Here is a 17,976-nt window from a genome sequence, read left to right on the forward strand (position 1 = left end):
TATGGTTTTCCCAACCATGATAATTTATCCTAATTGAGCAAGAAATTGATTTCATTCACGTTTAATAATTAGTTGAAATGAAGTCATGTGCGTGTTGCCCCAGAACATGGTGTGTTTTGAAGCTGAGATGAATAAACGCTTGAGAGCTGTGGCTTTCCCTGAACTGGATGCTTCTGAAAATCCGCTGACCGTAGATGTTCAATAAAAAAAGCTCCAAGAAAGGCTGTCAAAGAGGGGTAACTATAAAACCCTAAATTGTAAATGTAATGATTTCGTATAAATATCCATAGGTTGTACATGTCAGCAACCCTAGTCTTTGATTATAAAAGGATTATAGGTATAGTACAATCTATATTATATTGTACACTAAATAGCGTTTTATTATGAAGTTTAAAAAGTTACTTCCTCCCTAGGGTAAAGAGCCCCCAGAATACTGTTGCTTGTTGCAATAAGCCAACTCTTTATTTTGAAATGGTTTACCGTTTAATCTTTGCTTTCTGTAACAGCTATAACAAACCACACGCCCACAATTAGTCAATCGCTTGCTGGGGGTGTCTACGCCCCTTAAAGACCCACAAAACCCCTTAATTGATGTATGGTAGGGGTTAGCTGTTAAAGTGCCTTAAAAGCGATATAAAGCGCCTTAACGAAGAGCTGCCGCGCCATGTTTACTGTGAGTTATACTTTTTAGAGTACTCGTATTCAATTGTAAAAAACATCAAGCGCGTCCAAGATAGAAAATTCCAGATACGATAAAAAAGTTACTTACCCCTTGGGCGAAAAATAAAAACAGGTTCATAACCAGGTTTACACAAATACGTATCTTTTGCGACAGAACCAGAAAAGGCCATCTAGCACCTTGTAGACCATGTATTTATCTAGGGTAAAGCTGGCAATCCTAGTTCCTCGAGAAATGTATCATGCGTTTTGGTTGGTTCTGTCGCAATAATTATCAAAAAGCGTAGTCCTCCTGGTCTTCAGGCATAACTATCCTGCTAAAGCCATAAACTGCTTATAAGCAGGAATATTTTCCTCAGACAATTGCCCCTTTCGGATGATATGTGCCGTTTCAATTCCATCAATTGTTGCTTGGGCGGAGTGAAACGCTTTAAAGCCCATCATCGGTTTTGTTATTTTGTTGATAAAGCGGTGATCCTGTTAGATGATGTTATTCAAATATTTAACCTGTAATATGTCGATCATATTGGCAAACCCAGCGAGGATTAACAAGAGGTTAATATTGGATAATCCTGCATAGTTAGCGCCACTTTTATCCATAACGACCTTATCAGGAAAGGGGATTTATGCGACAGAACCTTATTTTCTATTAATTTGAATCTTTATTACTTCGGGTCATGCGCCACTATTTCGGGTTTTAAATTCCTCGAACATCTCCAAAAACAAGACATTCATTGACTTACTACGCATTGAGGCATACGCCTTAAACTCATTTCTTGCGCTCTCTGGTACTCTTATTTGCATGAGAACAAGCGAGCTAGGCGGCGTTTGTTCTGTCGCTGCTGCTGGCTTGGCTTTGGCTAGTATGGTCTCCTCTAAATCAATCGTGTTAGGGTCAAGCCCTGTTTTGCCTTTTGTGTCTGTTTTTTTGCTTACTGGTGGTTTTAGATTTGCCATGTTATGCGCTCCCCTGCTTCGCTGTTTGTTGCTCTGTTGCTTTGTTAAATAATTGTTCTATGATTTTATTTGTTTTGTCGCTCAAGCTCTTAAAAGGCGTTTCCGTAAAGGATAAGCCCTTATCCATAGCTTGAGAATATGCCGATTTCATGGGAATCCAGCCACACACCACGGAAAAATTCCAAGCCTCGATACTGGCGCGGGTATTCATGGCCTCTTTATCGCCCTTGTCAGGAACTCTACACACGACAAACACAATAGAGGCTCTATCTATACCTTTATTAACAAATTCAACGGCCAGTTTTAAAGACGGCTCTAAATCATCCACTGAAATTCCCACGGGTATTATAATCAGGTCACTTTTTTGGGCTATCGGCAAGGCGTGAGTATCAGCAAAGGCTTTGCCGTCCACTATAAGAACATCCGCATTATTCACGGCTTTTAGTGCGGTTTTAGGCTCTGAATACAAAGAAACATCAATAGAAGGCTCTACCCCGCTCTCTTTGCGCCGCTCCGCCCACAAGAAAGATGTTTGTTGTTTTCCGTCAAGGTCTGCGACATGTACCGCCCATTTATTACGCGCAAACTCAACTGCCAACGCACGAGCAAGGCTTGATTTCCCCACCCCTCCTTTTTGGTTTAATAATGAAATAATCATTTTTATTGGTTCTCCTACATATAATAAAAACATTGAACACAATATAACCCATGCTTAAATAAACTACAATACCTTTAATAAATACATAAAAAACAATACATTTATTAATACACACAAAAACACTATAAATATATTTTATATTAAAACAAATACAACCAGTACTTATTGTACTTTGATAATTATTGCGACAGAACCGCAAGAACACCTATTAAACACATAGAAGGTAAGGTTTTACCTGTTTATCTTTCCCACTCAAAATGCTAATGATTTTTTTAGCTATTTCGAGGGAGAATAAACAGAATAATCGAGTTTTTAAGCCCCTTTTACCTCCGCCCTGCCCCTGCGCTATAGAATATATATAAATATATCCCCCTGTACAGCTACGCAGCATATTTGCACTATAAAATTCAATTCCCGCAGGTGAGACGGTATAAACCCGCGACTTCTACTTTATACAAATATGATCTTACTGACTACCTCTACATACCCTTGATCGGTAGCTCTGTCCTGACCTATTCCAATATCATCTAATCCAAAATAGGGGCTGGGCTTGAAAGAAGAGAAGAAAAACCAGAATTGCTTACAAATGAGAAGCTAATTAAGATATAATTAACATTCGTTTGATCGCAAGAGTCTGTTTCTTACTTTCAAGCTGTGGTGAGTGTTTGAAGCACTCATACACAACCTTTATTAAAGGTAAAAAACCCAAGTACTTAAAAATGCTTGGGTTTTTTTTGCCTTTAAGCCCTACACTTTAAAAGTTAGGGGCTTGTTTCTAAACCTGAAATAGGAAATATCAGGTTCTATTGCCAATAACCTTAACCCATACAACCAAGACATAGCAAGTTTAGCTCTAGTTAAGACTTAAAAAGGCGAAGGTTTTGATGGTAGGCATCGACCCTCAGGATCCAGTATTGTACTAATCTCCATTACTAAGCATATAAGTTCTGCAGTATGTTTTTGAGTTTGCCGTAAGAATTCAGTACCAACTGGTGTTTTTAAGTATTCAAAATCATTGTTAAGATAAATAGGAAGTGACTTTCCTTCTTTGTCAGGATCGCTCCAACCTGCATGACATAACATATTCCTAAATTTCACGGCCTCATATAAATAATCTAATTGTTCTTTGATGACATCATCTTTATTAATTAATGAATTATTATTTGCTAAATTATGATATTTTTTAACAAGTGCACGAAATGTTAGTGTCATATTTTTACATAGACTTTTATTAAGCTTATTATTCCAGTCCTCAAAACCTTTCTCATTGTTAACTTTTTTGTCACGTTTCGTCATTACTTCAAATACATAAATTCCTTTTACAAGAGCATCTTCAAGATAGCCAAAAGTGGCTACTGTTCGACCTAAATGCTTCCAAAAGTCGGCTTGATGTTTATGTGTTGGATACCCTTTAGGTATTTTTTCTTTATCTATCATTTAAGTTTATTTCATGGATAAACAGGCGCGCCATGCTGTTGGTATTTGGTACAGCTTATGCCTTATCAGGTTGGGACAATAAACCTGAGATACCAGTAAGTGAGACTAAGCAACCCCGGACTGCTGAGGTTGTCCGTGAAACCTTTGCTGATTATGTTCCAGAGGTGCCTAGCAAACCAAAGGTGCATGTGGAGATTGATCATGATCATGAAGAGTTAGACTTAAATGATCCATTAGCAAGCCCCTCTTTTGATACGATGGAGGAGGGGTTTTCAATAGTTTCATACGAAGACCAACCAATACCTCAACTATTTAAAGATCTGACAAAGAAGGCTGTTGAAGAGATGGCAGAACGAGGATACGCGTCAGCTGAGGAAGCAGATGTACGTACGATTTCTAAAGACCTTGAGCCTAGACTTAAACATCTGATGTTATCTTATGACGAAGCCGCTAACCAACTGGTTAAAGAACCCGCAAACTTAGAGGGTACGCCATTTGATGATGGGGAACTACTTGGCGCACACACTGGAGGCACTAATCATGACGGAAAATGGACGAATATATCCCGTTTTTATAAATTCGATGATTTGGGAGTAGTGAAACTGAGTGAAGTTGATTATATTACGAGTAGAGGTCGCATACAAATGACTCAGGAGTTAATTAATGAGGATGTTAACGGTATACCTGCGGAATACAGAGTTAATGTGAGTAATTCAGGGGCAGCTGAATCTTTAGTCTTTTGGGTAACTGATTCAAAAGAGTACGTACTGTATGCTGAGAAAAACGGGGCTAAGGATGATTCAGTGAAACAGAGACTCCTAGAGTTGGCACGATCTATCCCAGTAGATTAACGCACACAGGCGGGTTCTGTCGCAAAAGATACGTATTTGTGTAAACCTGGTTATGAACCTGTTTTTTTTTCTTCGCCCAGGGGGTAAGTAACTTTTTTATCGTATCTGTAATCTTCTATCTTGGGCGCGCCTGATGTTTTTACAATTGAATCCGAGTACTCTAAAAAGGATAACTCACAGTACACATGGCGCGCCAGCTCTTCGCTAAGGCGTTTTAACAGCTAACCCCTGTCATGCACACCAATTAAGGGTTTTGTGGGTCTTTAAGGGGCTTACATGCCCACCAATAAGCGATTGACTAATTGTGGGTATGTGGTTTGTTATAGCTGTTACAGAAAACAAAGATTAAACGGTAAACCATTTCAAAATAAAGAGTTGGCTTATTGCAACAAGCAACAGTATTCTGGGGACTCTTTGCCCTAGGGAGGAAGTAACTTTTTAAACTTCATAATAAAACGCTATTTAGTGTGCAACCTAATATAGATTGTACTATACCTATAATCCTTTTATAATCAAAGACTAGGGTTACTGTCACGTACAACCTATGGATATTTATACGAAATCATTGCATTTACAATTTAGGGTTTTATAGTTACCCCTCTTTGGCCGCCTTTCTTGGAGCTTTTTTTATTGAACATCTACGGTCAGCGGATTTTCAGAAGTATCCAGTTCAGGGAAAGCCACAGCTCTCAAGCGTTTATTCATCTCAGCTTCAAAACACACCATGTTCTGGGGCAACACGCACATGACTTCATTTCAACTAATTATTAAACGTGAATGAAATCAATTTCTTGCTCAATTAGGATAAATTATCATGGTTGGGAAAACCATAGTTTCCCTTTGGGTTTAATTACTGCAATCCCTTAAACTGTATAATATAACCAATCGCTTGTTCATCAGAGCAATTTGAGTAGACCTTTAATTTAGCGGACTCTCAGCCCTAGTGGGAAGTAACTTTTTTTAGCGTATATCCGGTATATTCATATTCCCTTATATAAGAAAATACAGGGGAATCTGACTCTAATGGATTGAGCTATCAGCTTTACGTAAAGGCGGCATAAAATAAGCCCTCCTATTGTGCTTCACATTAAGCCCCGTTAACACTTTTTTTACAGCCATCTGGTTCGACCTGTTAGTTATTATACTCTCAGGCAACTCATTGATTATCTCGGAGTTAGTCATTTTAATTGTTCTATTACTAAGTACCTCACCCGTTTTGTCATCAGTAAACTCAAACACCTCCAAAACTATATCTTTCAATGACCTATTGTCAGGATAGCCTAAGATTTCCGCACGTAGAGCCTCTTCTTCGGGCGTAAGCCACCATTGCTCCCCATGTGTATAGGCATGCCATATAAACGCCCACAAGTCTGTATAATCAAAATTAGAAATACGTGGATAATCTAACCGACCTTTAGCAATAACGGGTAGAAGCCTTCTATCCAACCTAGCACCTTTGGGTGGATATTCTCCCTCAACAGAAGTCATACACGATACATGCCTACGTATGACTGTAGGTTTTCTAGCGTACGTTAATCTTATTTCATCCACCTCTTTTGCCAAAAAACCTTTTAACTCGGACAGCCCTTTCTTCTTCAACGCAGGGCCTAGGTCTGCAAGTTCAGGTATCCAACAACTAAGAGTATTAAGCATAGAATCCCGGTCTTTTGTATCTAGGCGAACAGAGTCTTTTATGTATTTATGAAGTTCCGCAGGGAGTAGGTATTTAATAAATGAAGTTTTATGGAGTCCTTGATCTCCACCTAGCACCAGCACACATTCATATTTTGGGAAGGCATCCGGATACTTACCTTCATGCTTTGCCATATCAGCGGCCGCACAGCATTGTATTAGCCATCCATACATAGCGACCTTAACCCATTCCTTATCTTTCCACTGGCAAGTTATCTACAAGTTCATGGACTGGGTTATTTGTCTTGGTGCGTGTAATGCCTGTAAGCCAATCTCTAACGGGATTAATAACATTGCTTTCAATGATAGATTCTAACTGTTCATCAACAATCGTCCTGCTAAGCTTGTAGTTCCTGCAAATAACTTTGGTGTACGCTACCAAGTCTTTCAGTTCATTTCCCTTCTACCCCGGGAACGCCTTTAATTGCAGGTGCGTTCAACATTTCATCATAACGGGCATCCACGCCAAAGCGTTTCATCAGCCCCTCAAGTTCCCCACGTTCCCCAGGGTGCAACAGGGGTGTTTTTTTGTCCATTTCTCTATATCCTTTGCAGTGTTAATTTATTTATTAATCTAAGTTATGTCGCTTTTCAGTCAAGCCAACCTCGGGTTGTGCTGTTGGCTCCTCTGGGTAGTGATATTCCCGTGTTTGCTGAAAGGGGACAGATAAATAGGTTGTGTTATATAAACAGTTTATCTGTCCCCTTTTCAATAAACACCGGGGGGCTGTAGACCTTTACCCTGTAATAAACTCATAGCTGAATAAAATATTATCATTTGGCTAGTGGCATAAGTCCGGTCTTTAGGGACTATCTTTATTGTCCCTTCATATTAGTTCTGAAACTTTCGATGACTTTTTTAGGCGGCCATCTTTATTCCATCTATGCTTTTAGACCATGCCTGCGACTGATTATAGACACTGATTTTTTTTGCTTCACGGCGTTCATTAATATCCAGCATTTGAGTTAATGAGTCCTCAGTTATCTGGTAATTCCCGGCGAGGTTTTTGCCTACGCGCTTATGTTTCAGACCGAATTTCTTTAAAAATTGTCCTAATGTACGTGTGTCTAACTTTCGATTAACAGCCTTGAAATTGCCTAGTCCTGCTGCGTGTACCTCTTGATAATTGGCTTGCAAAAAGTCAATAGCGGCTTTTATTCGTTCCGCATCATAACGCTGTAGTGATATTCCCGTGTTTTCTGGGGAAGGGGACAGATAAACATTGTTGTGTGTTATAGATAGTTTATCTGTCCCCTTTTTTAATGAATACGGGGGCTGTAGGCTCTTGCCCTGTAATAAACTCACAGCTCAACCTTACGGCACAATCAATAATCCCCTGATTAGATCTCTTCACCCGCTCTACCCACTCAAAAAAATATAGCGAAGTCTGGAGCCCCTCGTGTTTTCGGAAAGGGGGACAGATAAATAATTTGTGTAGTATAAACAGTTTATCTGTCCGCTTTTCAATGAATACGTGGGGTGTAGGCTCTTGCCCTGTAATAAACTCACAGCTGAACCTTACGGCATAATTAAGTCTGTACGACAAAGCACCAAGGACACCTGTTGGGATGTAAAGCTAGAGTGAGATATGCTCGGATAGCGGGGGAGAGTAGGTCTTGCTTTATGACTCGAGTGAGCAGCATACCTAAGGGAGGGATAAATAAAGTATGCTTCAAAGATTTGGGGACTGCTCTCGATAGAGTGGCAGAGGTTATCGAGATAGCTACGTTAAGACTATTTATTTCCTTCGCTGTCCGCCATGGACGGGCTGATAGTCTCCAGAAGGCGCAGGGAAATTTGCCAATCCGAAGTGCGCGATAGCGCGCGATGGAGGCTAATATTTTATCCCGAGTATAGCCACAGACTGAGCTGCTTTGTGCTCAGTCTGTGGCGGACGCAGGGCGTTTTCAGGGCATCTCCTATTCGGCTGCGTAGGTGAACGAAATTACGGCGACAGGAGTCCCGGAATTTCGTGAGGTAGCATGGCGCGCCTGTACATTTACAATTTAGGGCTTTATAGTTGTCCATCTTCGTCCACCCTTTTGGGTTTTTTTCAAAAGTATACAGCCCAGGGGAAGCCACACCTCTCAAATGAATACTACTGAAATTATTAAACTTGAATGAAATCATTTCAACGTGAACAAGTAACTAAGCGCTGGTTCATCAGAGTATAGGTAACTACTCATCGAGTATTTTTTAACTTTAATATCAAATAGATATGTTTTTATTCAACGTGCACTTTAGCTACTCAATAATTAAGATGAAACCTCTGTATGCAATTTTGGGAATAATAATTTCATTAACAACACTTAATGGATGTATGGGTTTTTCAGACAGGAAGGCAGCAGAACAAGGAAATGCTGGTGCACAATACAGCTTAGCATTGATGTATAAAAAGGGTAAAGGTGTCGTTCAGGACGACAAAGAAGCCTTTAAGTGGTTCAGGAAGTCAGCAGAACAAGGAAATGGTGAGGCACAATTCTTATTAGGGAGGATGTATGTCAAGGGAGAAGGTGTCGTTCAGGACGACAAAGAAGCAGTTAAGTGGTACAGGAAGGCAGCAGAACAAGGACATGCTAATGCACAAAACAACTTAGGAGTGATGTATGCCACGGGAGAAGGTGTCGTTCAGGACTATGTGATGGCACATAAATATTTTAATATTGCGGCATCTAGTGGGGTTAAATCAGCGCATAAAAATAGAGATATTGTTACAAAGCTAATGACTGTCTCACAAATAGAAAAGGCACAGAATCTAGCAAGTGAATGGATGAAAACACACGCTGAAAATCAGTGAAATGGAGCCAAAGCGAAGTGATTATTTTTTAGAGTTCTGTCGCACTAATTATCAAAAGCTCAGGCCTCCTAGTCTTCAGGAATAACTACCCCGCTAAAGCCATAAACTGCTTATAAGCAGGAATATTTTCCTCAGACAATTGCCCCTTTCGGATCATATGTGCCGTTTCAATTCCATCGCTGAAAATCATGGAAACGGAGCTTAGCGAAGTGGTGATTTTTAGTCCCTGATAGGCGACAGGGCAATTCGCTGATTCGACGTGTGCTAGCAGCACGCGAGAGGAGCAAGAATTGCATTCCGAATAGCCGTCCAGCCAGTGAGGTAGTAATGACGAAGCGGCTTTTGTGCGTAGTCGTTGCGGACGCAGGGCGTTCAGGGCATCTCCCATCCGCTGCGTAGGTGAACGATTTTTGGCGACAGGAGTCCCGGAATTTCGTGAGGTAGCATGGCGCGCCTGAAGACTATTTATTTCCTTTTATCATTCAACAATACTCTTCGCTGTTGATACGTACCATTTGCCACCGCACCTAGTTTATTCATTCTTTAACTACGCATCCCCTTGGCAGTCCTAACAATTCGACACTCACTAGAGGGGAGGGGGCAGATGCACTGATAGAGGGAGTTAAAAAAACAAGTGTTTTTTTAACATCGCCATAAACACAGCTAATCACCATTAACAAGACCTTATTTATAGTTAATAATGTTAAAAAAGGCTGTTAAAAAACATATCCCATGATATAGTCAATAAAACCCGTGTTAAAAAAGAAGGTTCTGTCGCAAAAGATACGTATTTATGTAAACCAGGCTATAAACCTGTTTTCATTCCTCTCATGAAAAAAGCATCATGGAGGAGAAAATACTATTACCTCATCGGGATAATTGAATTGATAAGCCAGGTATGATCTGGTGTTAAGGAAAATAATTACTTAAAAAATGGTACAATTTTTAGTTGAGCATGTAAACCTACTTTGGGTGAAATTAAATCTTATGATCGTAGGTAATAGGCTATTTTGGTTTTTGCGACAGAACCAATAAAAATATTCTGCCATAATTCAATCCTTCCATCACTGCGTAATCCTTATACAGAATTTAATGATAAAAAAGAATATCTTAATATTGGTTTTAATAACTATTGTATTATCCGGATGCTCTAAACATCACTTTAGAAATCGTTTTGTTACTTATTACGGAAGCTATGCTAGTAACGAGAGACAAAATATCCCCACCTTAGTTTTACCAAAACTTATTGAAACTAATGACATAAATAAAAAAGTAGCCGACTATAAAAATAGAAATTACGTTGTTTTGGGGGACTCAAAATTTGATGGGGAGTGGGAGGCGAGAACAAAAGCTATTGATCTTGCCAATAAAATAGGGGCAAGTATCATTATTATCCAGTCGAAGGAAATTTCCGATATTTCTCATAGGTATTCTATCTCTGTTCCTACAAGTAACACTTCATATCACTCTGGCAGGGTTTCTACAGGTATTTCTTATACAGGCACTTCAACCACGCACGGTAGTCTGGAAATTCAGGGAGAATATACCGTTAGAGAGTATAGGCAAAAAGCAGTATTTATGATCAAAGGGAAATTAGGTAATGTCACTAACTAGAAAACTGGTAGTATGTCTTGTTATTATTATTAACACGGGTTGCGCTACTTTTAGTCGTGGTTACACTCCAGAAACTGTCTCGACGACTTCAAGATACACTGATTCTGATACTGTATCTCTTCAAGACATCTCGTTTTCGGTAGACTTAATAAGTGAGATAGGACGTTTTGATGCGCTAAGTAAAGAAGACATTGTAGAGGAAGTTAAAGAAAAATTGAGAGCTACAGGGCTATACAAAAAAATATTATATGCACCTTTTATCAAAAAAGAATCAAAGCATTTCTATTTTCAAATCATTATTAGCGGAACGAAAGAAGAGGAAGGCTTTCTTCTCGGTTATTTGTCAGGCCTAACAGTGATGTCAATACCCGTAATTTCTGATTACTACTCAGATATGTCGGTGTTTATTATAGAAAAAAATAATGAGGTATTTTCTGCATCAGCTTCAGAAAAAATAATTAAGATCATTTGGCTTCCTCTTATTATTTTAAGCCCACTATTTAATGATTACGCTATTGCTAATAAAGTGCTTGAAAAACAAGTTGATTACTTAATAAGAGAAATATCGGCAAGGCCAACTGGGGTCTAAAGCGGCCCCTATTGTCAAGACCATTTTCTCCAAATAATTAGGAAAAATATCTAACATTCTCATAAAAAACGTACCTCGCTTGGTGTGTGATAATCCAAGCTTTGGTGCAGTCTCTCTTGGTTATAAAACTAGAAATAACGTTTTAAGCCAGATCGCAAATCAAGGTACAGTCTGATAGTCATTCATTTGTGAGTGAAAAGCTTGTGAACTGTACCCATTGATCTGTATTGAACATCGTAGGGGTACTTACTCCTGTGGCAATATCATCGCCTGAATGACATCGACTTTTTTATCCATGAAATAAACTTAAATGATAGATAAAGAAAAAATACCTAAAGGGTATCCAACACATAAACATCAAGCCGACTTTTGGGAGCATTTAGGTCGAACAGTAGCCACTTTTGGCTATCTTGAAGATGCTCTTGTAAAAGGAATTTATGTATTTGAAGTAATGACGAAACGTGACAAAAAAGTTAACAATGAGAAAGGTTTTGAGGACTGGAATAATAAGCTTAATAAAAGTCTATGTAAAAATATGACACTAACATTTCGTGCACTTGTTAAAAAATATCATAATTTAGCAAATAATAATTCATTAATTAATAAAGATGATGTCATCAAAGAACAATTAGATTATTTATATGAGGCCGTGAAATTTAGGAATATGTTATGTCATGCAGGTTGGAGGAATCCTGACAAAGAAGGAAAGTCACTTCCTATTTATCTTAACAATGATTTTGAATACTTAAAAACACCAGTTGGTACTGAATTCTTACGGCAAACTCAAAAACATACTGCAGAACTTATATGCTTAGTAATGGAGATTAGTACAATACTGGATCCTGAGGGTCGATGCCTACCATCAAAACCTTCGCCTTTTTAAGTCTTAACTACAGCTAAACTTGCTATGTCTTGGTTGTATGGGTTAAGGTTATTGGCAATAGAACCTGATATTTCCTATTTCAGGTTTAGAAACAAGCCCCTAACTTTTAAAGTGTAGGGCTTAAAGGCAAAAAAAACCCAAGCATTTTTAAGTACTTGGGTTTTTTACCTTTAATAAAGGTTGTGTATGAGTGCTTCAAACACTCACCACAGCTTGAAAGTAAGAAACAGACTCTTGCGATCAAACGAATGTTAATTATATCTTAATTAGCTTCTCATTTGTAAGCAATTCTGGTTTTTCTTCTCTTCTTTCAAGCCCAGCCCCTATTTTGGATTAGATGATATTGGAATAGGTCAGGACAGAGCTACCGATCAAGGGTATGTAGAGGTAGTCAGTAAGATCATATTTGTATAAAGTAGAAGTCGCGGGTTTATACCGTCTCACCTGCGGGAATTGAATTTTATAGTGCAAATATGCTGCGTAGCTGTACAGGGGGATATATGGTTCTGTCGCAATAATTATCAAAAGCGCAGACCTCCTGGTCTTCAGGCATAACTATCCTGCTAAAGCCATAAACTGCTTATAAGCAGGAATTTTTTCCTCCGACAACTGTCCCTTTCGGATCATATGTGCCGTTTCAATTCCATCAATGGTTGCTTGAGCGGAGTGAAACGCTTTAAAGCCCATCATCGGTTTTGTTATTTTTTTGATAAAGCGGTGATCCTGTTCGATGATGTTATTCAAATATTTAACCTGTAATATGTCGATCATAGTGGCACACCCAGCGAGGATTAACAAGAGGTTAATATTGGCTAATCCTGCATAGTTAGCGCCACTTTTATCCATAACGACCTTATCAGGAAAGCCATTATTGTTAATCGTTTGTTTAAAAAATGCGGTTGCAGCCTCTTCATCACGGCGCTCAGAAAGCATGAAATCAAGCGTATCCCCGTGACTATCAACAGCTCGATATAAATAGGTCCACTGACCCTTCACTTTGATATACGTTTCATCCATGCGCCACGATTTATTGGTTTCTCGTTTCTGAGATTTAGCTTTTACAGCAATGGCAGGAGAATAACGGATAACCCAACGATTGAGCGTAGCATGATCCACCTCAACACCTCTTTCTTCCATAATTTCTTCAAGGTCGAGATACGAAACGCCATACCTGACATAAAAGAAAACAGCATAAAAAATGACATCTTTTTGAAAGTGAGTGCCTTTGAAGCTGAGCATGTGATCCACCTTTTATTGAAATTGATAATTATGATAGCAGATAACGTCGGGAGGGGGATTTATGCGACAGAACCTAACAATATCCTTTGACGGGATCTCAGGCGATAGCTCTTGTTATGTGATTATCTACCAGCATCTTTCGCTGCTTTTTCTATCCAATCACCCATATTATTGTAACCATCATTGTTATACCATAAATAAAATTTATAACCGTCTGGAATTTTACCGCACCGATCAGAGGTATTACCTTGGAGGTCTTTTATTTCACTTATATCAATACCTAAAAGACCGTTACCGCGTTCAATACTTTTTTCAATCTCGTATTTTACCCAACGACTACTACAAGTTTTTTCTCCCACCAAAACAACGGTTACAGACGTGCCTTCTAATTGTTTGTCTATCCAGTTCTTTATGGCAGTGTCACCTTTTCGTTTTACTTCTTCAAAATCCGCAGCATCAATAAAACCAGAGGCTTGCTTTCCTTGTGTTACCCAACTATTTCTAATAATCATAGCCCTAGAGACATCTTTATATTTAAAACTAAAAAATGCTTGTCTTGCCATAGTTTATACTCCTTTTATTGTATTATTTTGTTTAAAATTTTAATAACTATATCTACCTTTTGAAGTAATTTAGTATCACAATGTGCTAGTTCTTTTACAAGAGGTGCTATTACTTTATGGTCTTCAAAATATTCTTCTGGCGATTTCAAGATTAAGTCAGATATCTCTTTAGAAGCATGGCCAGTACAGCCCACAGGTATACAAATATTTCCTTTAGATTTAGATATTTCAAATTCTTTCATAAGCCCATCAGCCTGAACTATTTTACCATCTACTAGCTTATTACCAAACAAAAAGATTGATACTCCACTTAATGAAATCATTTTTTGGCGATATTCTTCCCAAAGTTCAGGTAGTTTCTTCTTACCTGACTCAAATTGAGGAAATGGTTTAAGCACCAATTGAGTTTCAGAATACTTTAATGGTTTTTCATTGATAGCTTCTAATGCACCATTAATAACCGAACTTCCAACGCCCCACCCAAACCCATTTACAATACGAAAGTTTTGTTCAATAATTCTTTTTGATAATACATGTATGAATCCAAGGGCTTCATTTTTATCAAGCGGATCGTAAGTTTCAGCACTGCCAGAAATAAAAATTGTCTGCTTTTTAAATCTTTTTTCAATCTCTTCAAGAATAATAGTAATCATTTGATAATTATCAATAATTAGTGATTTAATCCCATACCTTTTTAAATCATTAATAACTAACTGCTGTTTTCGGTTGTTGTAATCTAAAGTTACTTTATCTGGATTTTGAGCGTCATCTAAGTTATGTTTTTTTATAAGGCAGTAATGCTGTTTTATATCTTTACTGAATCTAAGATTTAAGCGACTTAAAACATAATCTAAATTTGGATCAGTGAAACTAAAACCGATAAATAAAAATGTTTTTGTCGTTAGTTCACCTGTTAATGCATTGAGAAACGGCTCATGTGATTGGTGATATTTTTCATAATCTTCTTTAGTCAATATGGCATCGTTAGGGTGCTCTGCATCTCCGTGCATTTTATAAATAACAACATCTCGTTTAGATTTATTAGAGGGTAATTGCTTATTTGTGAACTTTATATCTGTTACTTTGTTTTCTTTTGCAAAAGCTTGTTCTATTAATTTATCATAATTAGTTGTCCATATAGAGGATATAGGCAACCTAGAAATAATTTTATGATTTAAAGTTTCTTCTGCATTCTCTGTAAACTCTTCAATAATTTTTTTATTTATTTTTGACCTTGTGCCATTTTCATTTACATGAAATTGAGCCAAGGAAACTAAATCACTTTCTAGATCAACATTTAACCCTAAATCATGTGCAATCTCTGTCATCAATTCAGACCAATTAACAAAACCAGCTGGAATAGATAATCCAGCACCAGCAAAAATAGAAGCTGTTCCATCATTAAGATCTCTTACATAATCTCGGATAAATATTTCAATTTCATTATCGAATTTCATTTAAACAACCATATTTTAGGTTCTGTCGCAATAATTATCAAAAGCTCAGAGCTCCTAGTCTTCAGACATAACTATCCTGCTAAAGCCATAAACTGCTTATAAGCAGGAATATTTTCCTCAGACAATTGCCCCTTTCGGATGATATGTGCCGTTTCAATTCCATCAATTGTTGCTTGGGCGGAGTGAAACGCTTTAAAGCCCATCATCGGTTTTGTTATTTTTTTGATAAAGCGATGATCCTGTTCGATGATGTTATTCAAATATTTAACTTGTAATATGTCAATCATAGTGGCAAACCCAGCGAGGATTAACAAGAGGTTAATATTGGCTAATCCTGCATAGTTAGCGCCACTTTTATCCATAACGACCTTATCAGGAAAGCCATTATTGTTAATCGTTTGTTTGAAAAATGCGGTTGCAGCCTCTTCATCACGGTGCTCAGAAAGCATGAAATCAAGCGTATCCCCGTGACTATCAACAGCTCGGTATAAATAGATCCACTGACCCTTCACTTTGATATACGTTTCATCCATGCGCCACGATTTATTGGTTTCTCGTTTCTGAGATTTAGCTTTTACAGCAATGGCAGGAGAATAACGGATAACCCAACGATTGAGCGTAGCATGATCTACTTCTGAAGCTGAGCATGTGATCCACCTTTTATTGAAATTGATAATTATGATAGCAGATAACGTCGGGAGGGGAAATTTATGCGACAGAATCATAAAAAGGGCGTGGTTAGGAAAAGCAAACCTAGTGGCGTATACAGGCGTTTTATCACAAAAATACACCCCCTTATAACCCTTGAGGTGTGTGTCGCCCCACATGGCTCTTTACGTGGCTAGATCGCAACGAATGGCAAAGAGTTTGCAGGTTACAGTTGATAACACATGCCTTTGATAATTCAATCATGCTATGACCTCCTTTTGAATGGTTCGTTTACGGTTCATTGGTTCGACCTGAAACAAATTAAAGTAAGATAGTATGAAAGTATAATCATACCTTCATACTATTCCGCTCCTCCTCGATTTTTCAGTCTGCTTTACGGAAAAATAGCTCGATAGGTATACATACTAGGCGCGTTTTAGGCCTAATTTCCGAATCGTTTAACGTGCCCCGCGAAAATCGGACGGAGCTAGCGATGATTTTTAGTCCTCGATAGCCGTAGGGCCGTTATTTTGTCGGAGTCTGAGCGTTAGCGAAGGTGGAGACAAAATAAAAGGCCATCCGACACGGCGTCAAGTCATTTGGAGCCTATGTTCCGACCCCTTGTTGGGTCGGGACGAGGTGACGAGGACGAATCGGGGCCGCCGGAGGCATAAGTGGTCGCGTTAAGTTTTTGCTGCTTGCTTGGGCTGGGATAACGCCGCAAAAATACAATGCTCTTCGCTAGGTTATTAACATTACTAGGCGGCGTTTTAAAAGGCTCTATATCCTTTCTCGTAATCGTTTACGGCTGCCACTTTCTTAATTTTTCCGATAATCTTCCCCTCTGGAAGCTTAGAAAAATATTCCCTAAAGTCGCGTAAATGTTCATTTTCATTACTTGATACCATATTCATAATGAACCTTACATTTTTAGCCCCGTACTCTTCTAGTTGTTGCATATGTTTTATTGCCATGTCCACGCCTTCGGGGTCTGGGATAACAGGCATTAAAACAAGATCAACGCTTTCCGCTATCCATTTATCAAACTTGGGGCGATTACCACCGCTATCAACAATGCAAAAACCATCACTATTAATGGCTGCACCCATTAGAGTAGATAGGGTTTCTGGTTGTCTTGCATCATAATACATATAAGGCCGCCCATTAACCTCTATAGGCTCTCTGTCGTCTGTGTGCATTAAATAAGCAGGGGTATTCTTCCATGCTGCGCCTAACGCTAAAAGATGGGCTATAGAAGTTTTCCCTACTCCGCCCTTAGTTCCAACTATTACTATACCTTTCATACTTTCGCGCTCCTGTCTCTTTGAATGATATATCTTAGGGCTTCGCTTGCGCTAACAACTTTCCCAACCTCTTGCGCCATTATCACGGCTTGAGCATTGATATAGTCAATATCCCTTTGCTGTAGAGAAAAGGTTTTTTTCGCTGCCTTTTGCCCCTTGTCACTCTCGGCCTGTGCTGTCTGTGTAAAAGCATCATCAGGCGTTAGCCCGTCTAAACTTTTTATGTCTGGTTTTTTCATTGCCTCACCTTTCAATATACGAAAGTATGAAGGTATGATGCTACTTTCATACTTTATGAAAGTTATAGTATACATGTTGTTTATGGCATATCAATACACATAATATGAAAGTATGAATAAGAAAATAATCCTATTTTTTTGTAGTGCAGGCGCGCCATGCTACCTCACGAAATTCCGGGACTCCTGTCGCCTATCAGGGGCTAAAAATCACCACTTCGCTAAGCTCCGTTTCCATGATTTTCAGCGGGCGCTTAGGGCCAACAGCATCATTAAAGTATTGTTCTGCTGGGTGAAGGTAAGAGTTTGATGGCAATGGGATGGAAAAACTTGAACATCGAGTAACAGTTGTAATTTTTAATTAGTATAGAT

19 protein-coding genes and 2 pseudogenes are annotated in these 17,976 nt (G+C 38.6%); 6 read left to right on the top strand and 15 right to left on the bottom strand.

The window, feature by feature from the left end:
* Positions 1–987 precede the first annotated feature (987 nt).
* From K6984_RS31705 to K6984_RS25255, 4 genes and pseudogenes are all read right to left on the bottom strand, one after another.
* Positions 988–1,293 (bottom strand): annotated as a pseudogene (locus K6984_RS31705) (DDE-type integrase/transposase/recombinase); the annotation flags it as partial.
* Between the two features lie 60 nt (positions 1,294–1,353).
* Complete coding sequence (locus K6984_RS25245) at positions 1,354–1,635, bottom strand: hypothetical protein (RefSeq protein ID WP_221897935.1); 282 nt, start codon at positions 1,633–1,635, stop codon at positions 1,354–1,356.
* A gap of 1 nt (position 1,636) precedes the next feature.
* The gene (locus K6984_RS25250; protein ID WP_221897936.1) at positions 1,637–2,293 is read right to left on the bottom strand and encodes a nucleotide-binding protein; all 657 of its coding nucleotides are present in this window, start codon (positions 2,291–2,293) and stop codon (positions 1,637–1,639) included.
* An 864-nt stretch (positions 2,294–3,157) separates the two neighbouring features.
* Positions 3,158–3,730, bottom strand: coding sequence for a hypothetical protein (locus K6984_RS25255; protein WP_221897937.1), 573 nt, complete (start codon positions 3,728–3,730; stop codon positions 3,158–3,160).
* 38 nt (positions 3,731–3,768) lie between these two features.
* Here K6984_RS25255 and K6984_RS25260 point away from each other — a divergent pair, with 38 nt between their 5' ends.
* A complete protein-coding gene (locus tag K6984_RS25260) occupies positions 3,769–4,581 on the top strand; it encodes a hypothetical protein (RefSeq protein ID WP_221897938.1) in 813 nt (270 codons plus the stop codon).
* A 1,020-nt stretch (positions 4,582–5,601) separates the two neighbouring features.
* Here the strand turns inward: K6984_RS25260 and K6984_RS25265 are convergent.
* From K6984_RS25265 to K6984_RS25275, 3 genes are all read right to left on the bottom strand, one after another.
* Positions 5,602–6,408: a VapE domain-containing protein gene (locus K6984_RS25265; RefSeq protein WP_420831715.1), complete on the bottom strand. Its 807-nt coding sequence runs from the start codon at positions 6,406–6,408 to the stop codon at positions 5,602–5,604.
* Between the two features lie 257 nt (positions 6,409–6,665).
* Positions 6,666–6,809 carry a hypothetical protein gene (locus K6984_RS25270; protein ID WP_221897940.1) on the bottom strand — a complete coding sequence of 48 codons (144 nt, stop codon included), beginning with the start codon at positions 6,807–6,809 and terminating at the stop codon, positions 6,666–6,668.
* A 323-nt stretch (positions 6,810–7,132) separates the two neighbouring features.
* The gene (locus K6984_RS25275) at positions 7,133–7,579 is read right to left on the bottom strand and encodes a hypothetical protein (protein ID WP_221897941.1); all 447 of its coding nucleotides are present in this window, start codon (positions 7,577–7,579) and stop codon (positions 7,133–7,135) included.
* A 976-nt stretch (positions 7,580–8,555) separates the two neighbouring features.
* Between K6984_RS25275 and K6984_RS25280 the strand changes: the two genes are divergently transcribed.
* Positions 8,556–9,071: a tetratricopeptide repeat protein gene (locus K6984_RS25280; RefSeq protein ID WP_230988287.1), complete on the top strand. Its 516-nt coding sequence runs from the start codon at positions 8,556–8,558 to the stop codon at positions 9,069–9,071.
* Between the two features lie 85 nt (positions 9,072–9,156).
* Here the strand turns inward: K6984_RS25280 and K6984_RS36640 are convergent.
* Positions 9,157–9,246: pseudogene (locus tag K6984_RS36640) on the bottom strand (IS6 family transposase); the annotation flags it as partial.
* A 917-nt stretch (positions 9,247–10,163) separates the two neighbouring features.
* On the opposite strand from K6984_RS36640, the gene K6984_RS25290 reads away from it, so the two are divergent.
* The 3 genes from K6984_RS25290 (at position 10,164) to K6984_RS25300 (ending at position 12,157) form a co-directional block, all read left to right on the top strand.
* A complete protein-coding gene (locus K6984_RS25290; RefSeq protein WP_221897944.1) occupies positions 10,164–10,685 on the top strand; it encodes a hypothetical protein in 522 nt (173 codons plus the stop codon).
* A complete protein-coding gene (locus tag K6984_RS25295) occupies positions 10,672–11,274 on the top strand; it encodes a hypothetical protein (protein WP_221897945.1) in 603 nt (200 codons plus the stop codon). Before K6984_RS25290 ends, K6984_RS25295 begins: the two co-directional genes overlap by 14 nt.
* 310 nt (positions 11,275–11,584) lie before the next feature.
* Complete coding sequence (locus tag K6984_RS25300; protein ID WP_221897946.1) at positions 11,585–12,157, top strand: hypothetical protein; 573 nt, start codon at positions 11,585–11,587, stop codon at positions 12,155–12,157.
* A 555-nt stretch (positions 12,158–12,712) separates the two neighbouring features.
* Here the strand turns inward: K6984_RS25300 and K6984_RS25305 are convergent.
* The 7 genes from K6984_RS25305 to K6984_RS25330 all read right to left on the bottom strand — a co-directional run bounded on the left by K6984_RS25305 (position 12,713) and on the right by K6984_RS25330 (position 17,607).
* Positions 12,713–13,396 carry an IS6 family transposase gene (locus K6984_RS25305; protein ID WP_221897947.1) on the bottom strand — a complete coding sequence of 228 codons (684 nt, stop codon included), beginning with the start codon at positions 13,394–13,396 and terminating at the stop codon, positions 12,713–12,715.
* A 122-nt stretch (positions 13,397–13,518) separates the two neighbouring features.
* Positions 13,519–13,959, bottom strand: coding sequence for a TIR domain-containing protein (locus K6984_RS25310; protein WP_221897948.1), 441 nt, complete (start codon positions 13,957–13,959; stop codon positions 13,519–13,521).
* A gap of 14 nt (positions 13,960–13,973) precedes the next feature.
* Positions 13,974–15,416, bottom strand: coding sequence for an SIR2 family protein (locus tag K6984_RS25315; RefSeq protein WP_221897949.1), 1,443 nt, complete (start codon positions 15,414–15,416; stop codon positions 13,974–13,976).
* Between the two features lie 71 nt (positions 15,417–15,487).
* Positions 15,488–16,141, bottom strand: a complete 654-nt coding sequence (locus K6984_RS25320; RefSeq protein WP_221897950.1) for an IS6 family transposase — start codon at positions 16,139–16,141, stop codon at positions 15,488–15,490.
* 529 nt (positions 16,142–16,670) lie between these two features.
* On the bottom strand, positions 16,671–16,796 hold the full coding sequence (locus tag K6984_RS34965; protein WP_263458876.1) for a hypothetical protein: 126 nt from the start codon (positions 16,794–16,796) through the stop codon (positions 16,671–16,673).
* A 38-nt stretch (positions 16,797–16,834) separates the two neighbouring features.
* Complete coding sequence (locus K6984_RS25325) at positions 16,835–17,368, bottom strand: P-loop NTPase family protein (RefSeq protein WP_221897951.1); 534 nt, start codon at positions 17,366–17,368, stop codon at positions 16,835–16,837.
* On the bottom strand, positions 17,365–17,607 hold the full coding sequence (locus tag K6984_RS25330) for a hypothetical protein (protein ID WP_221897617.1): 243 nt from the start codon (positions 17,605–17,607) through the stop codon (positions 17,365–17,367). Before K6984_RS25330 ends, K6984_RS25325 begins: the two co-directional genes overlap by 4 nt.
* Positions 17,608–17,750: 143 nt before the next feature.
* On the opposite strand from K6984_RS25330, the gene K6984_RS25335 reads away from it, so the two are divergent.
* Positions 17,751–17,900, top strand: a complete 150-nt coding sequence (locus tag K6984_RS25335; RefSeq protein ID WP_221897618.1) for a hypothetical protein — start codon at positions 17,751–17,753, stop codon at positions 17,898–17,900.
* The last annotated feature ends 76 nt before the right edge of the window (positions 17,901–17,976 follow it).

The organism is Bathymodiolus japonicus methanotrophic gill symbiont, from assembly GCF_019721995.1.
GTDB lineage: Bacteria > Pseudomonadota > Gammaproteobacteria > Methylococcales > Methylomonadaceae > Methyloprofundus.

Bases quoted from the DNA above. Each gene is read 5' to 3' on its own strand.
- K6984_RS25255 (WP_221897937.1), bottom strand. From the start codon at position 3,730: ATGATAGATAAAGAAAAAATACCTAAAGGGTATCCAACACATAAACAT.
- K6984_RS25250 (WP_221897936.1), bottom strand. From the start codon at position 2,293: ATGATTATTTCATTATTAAACCAAAAAGGAGGGGTGGGGAAATCAAGC.
- K6984_RS25330 (WP_221897617.1), bottom strand. From the start codon at position 17,607: ATGAAAAAACCAGACATAAAAAGTTTAGACGGGCTAACGCCTGATGAT.
- K6984_RS25305 (WP_221897947.1), bottom strand. From the start codon at position 13,396: ATGCTCAGCTTCAAAGGCACTCACTTTCAAAAAGATGTCATTTTTTAT.
- K6984_RS25270 (WP_221897940.1), bottom strand. From the start codon at position 6,809: ATGGACAAAAAAACACCCCTGTTGCACCCTGGGGAACGTGGGGAACTT.
- K6984_RS25290 (WP_221897944.1), top strand. From the start codon at position 10,164: ATGATAAAAAAGAATATCTTAATATTGGTTTTAATAACTATTGTATTA.
- K6984_RS25325 (WP_221897951.1), bottom strand. From the start codon at position 17,368: ATGAAAGGTATAGTAATAGTTGGAACTAAGGGCGGAGTAGGGAAAACT.
- K6984_RS25315 (WP_221897949.1), bottom strand. From the start codon at position 15,416: ATGAAATTCGATAATGAAATTGAAATATTTATCCGAGATTATGTAAGA.
- K6984_RS25310 (WP_221897948.1), bottom strand. From the start codon at position 13,959: ATGGCAAGACAAGCATTTTTTAGTTTTAAATATAAAGATGTCTCTAGG.
- K6984_RS25265 (WP_420831715.1), bottom strand. From the start codon at position 6,408: ATGGCAAAGCATGAAGGTAAGTATCCGGATGCCTTCCCAAAATATGAA.
- K6984_RS25295 (WP_221897945.1), top strand. From the start codon at position 10,672: ATGTCACTAACTAGAAAACTGGTAGTATGTCTTGTTATTATTATTAAC.
- K6984_RS25245 (WP_221897935.1), bottom strand. From the start codon at position 1,635: ATGGCAAATCTAAAACCACCAGTAAGCAAAAAAACAGACACAAAAGGC.
- K6984_RS25320 (WP_221897950.1), bottom strand. From the start codon at position 16,141: ATGATTCTGTCGCATAAATTTCCCCTCCCGACGTTATCTGCTATCATA.
- K6984_RS25300 (WP_221897946.1), top strand. From the start codon at position 11,585: ATGATAGATAAAGAAAAAATACCTAAAGGGTATCCAACACATAAACAT.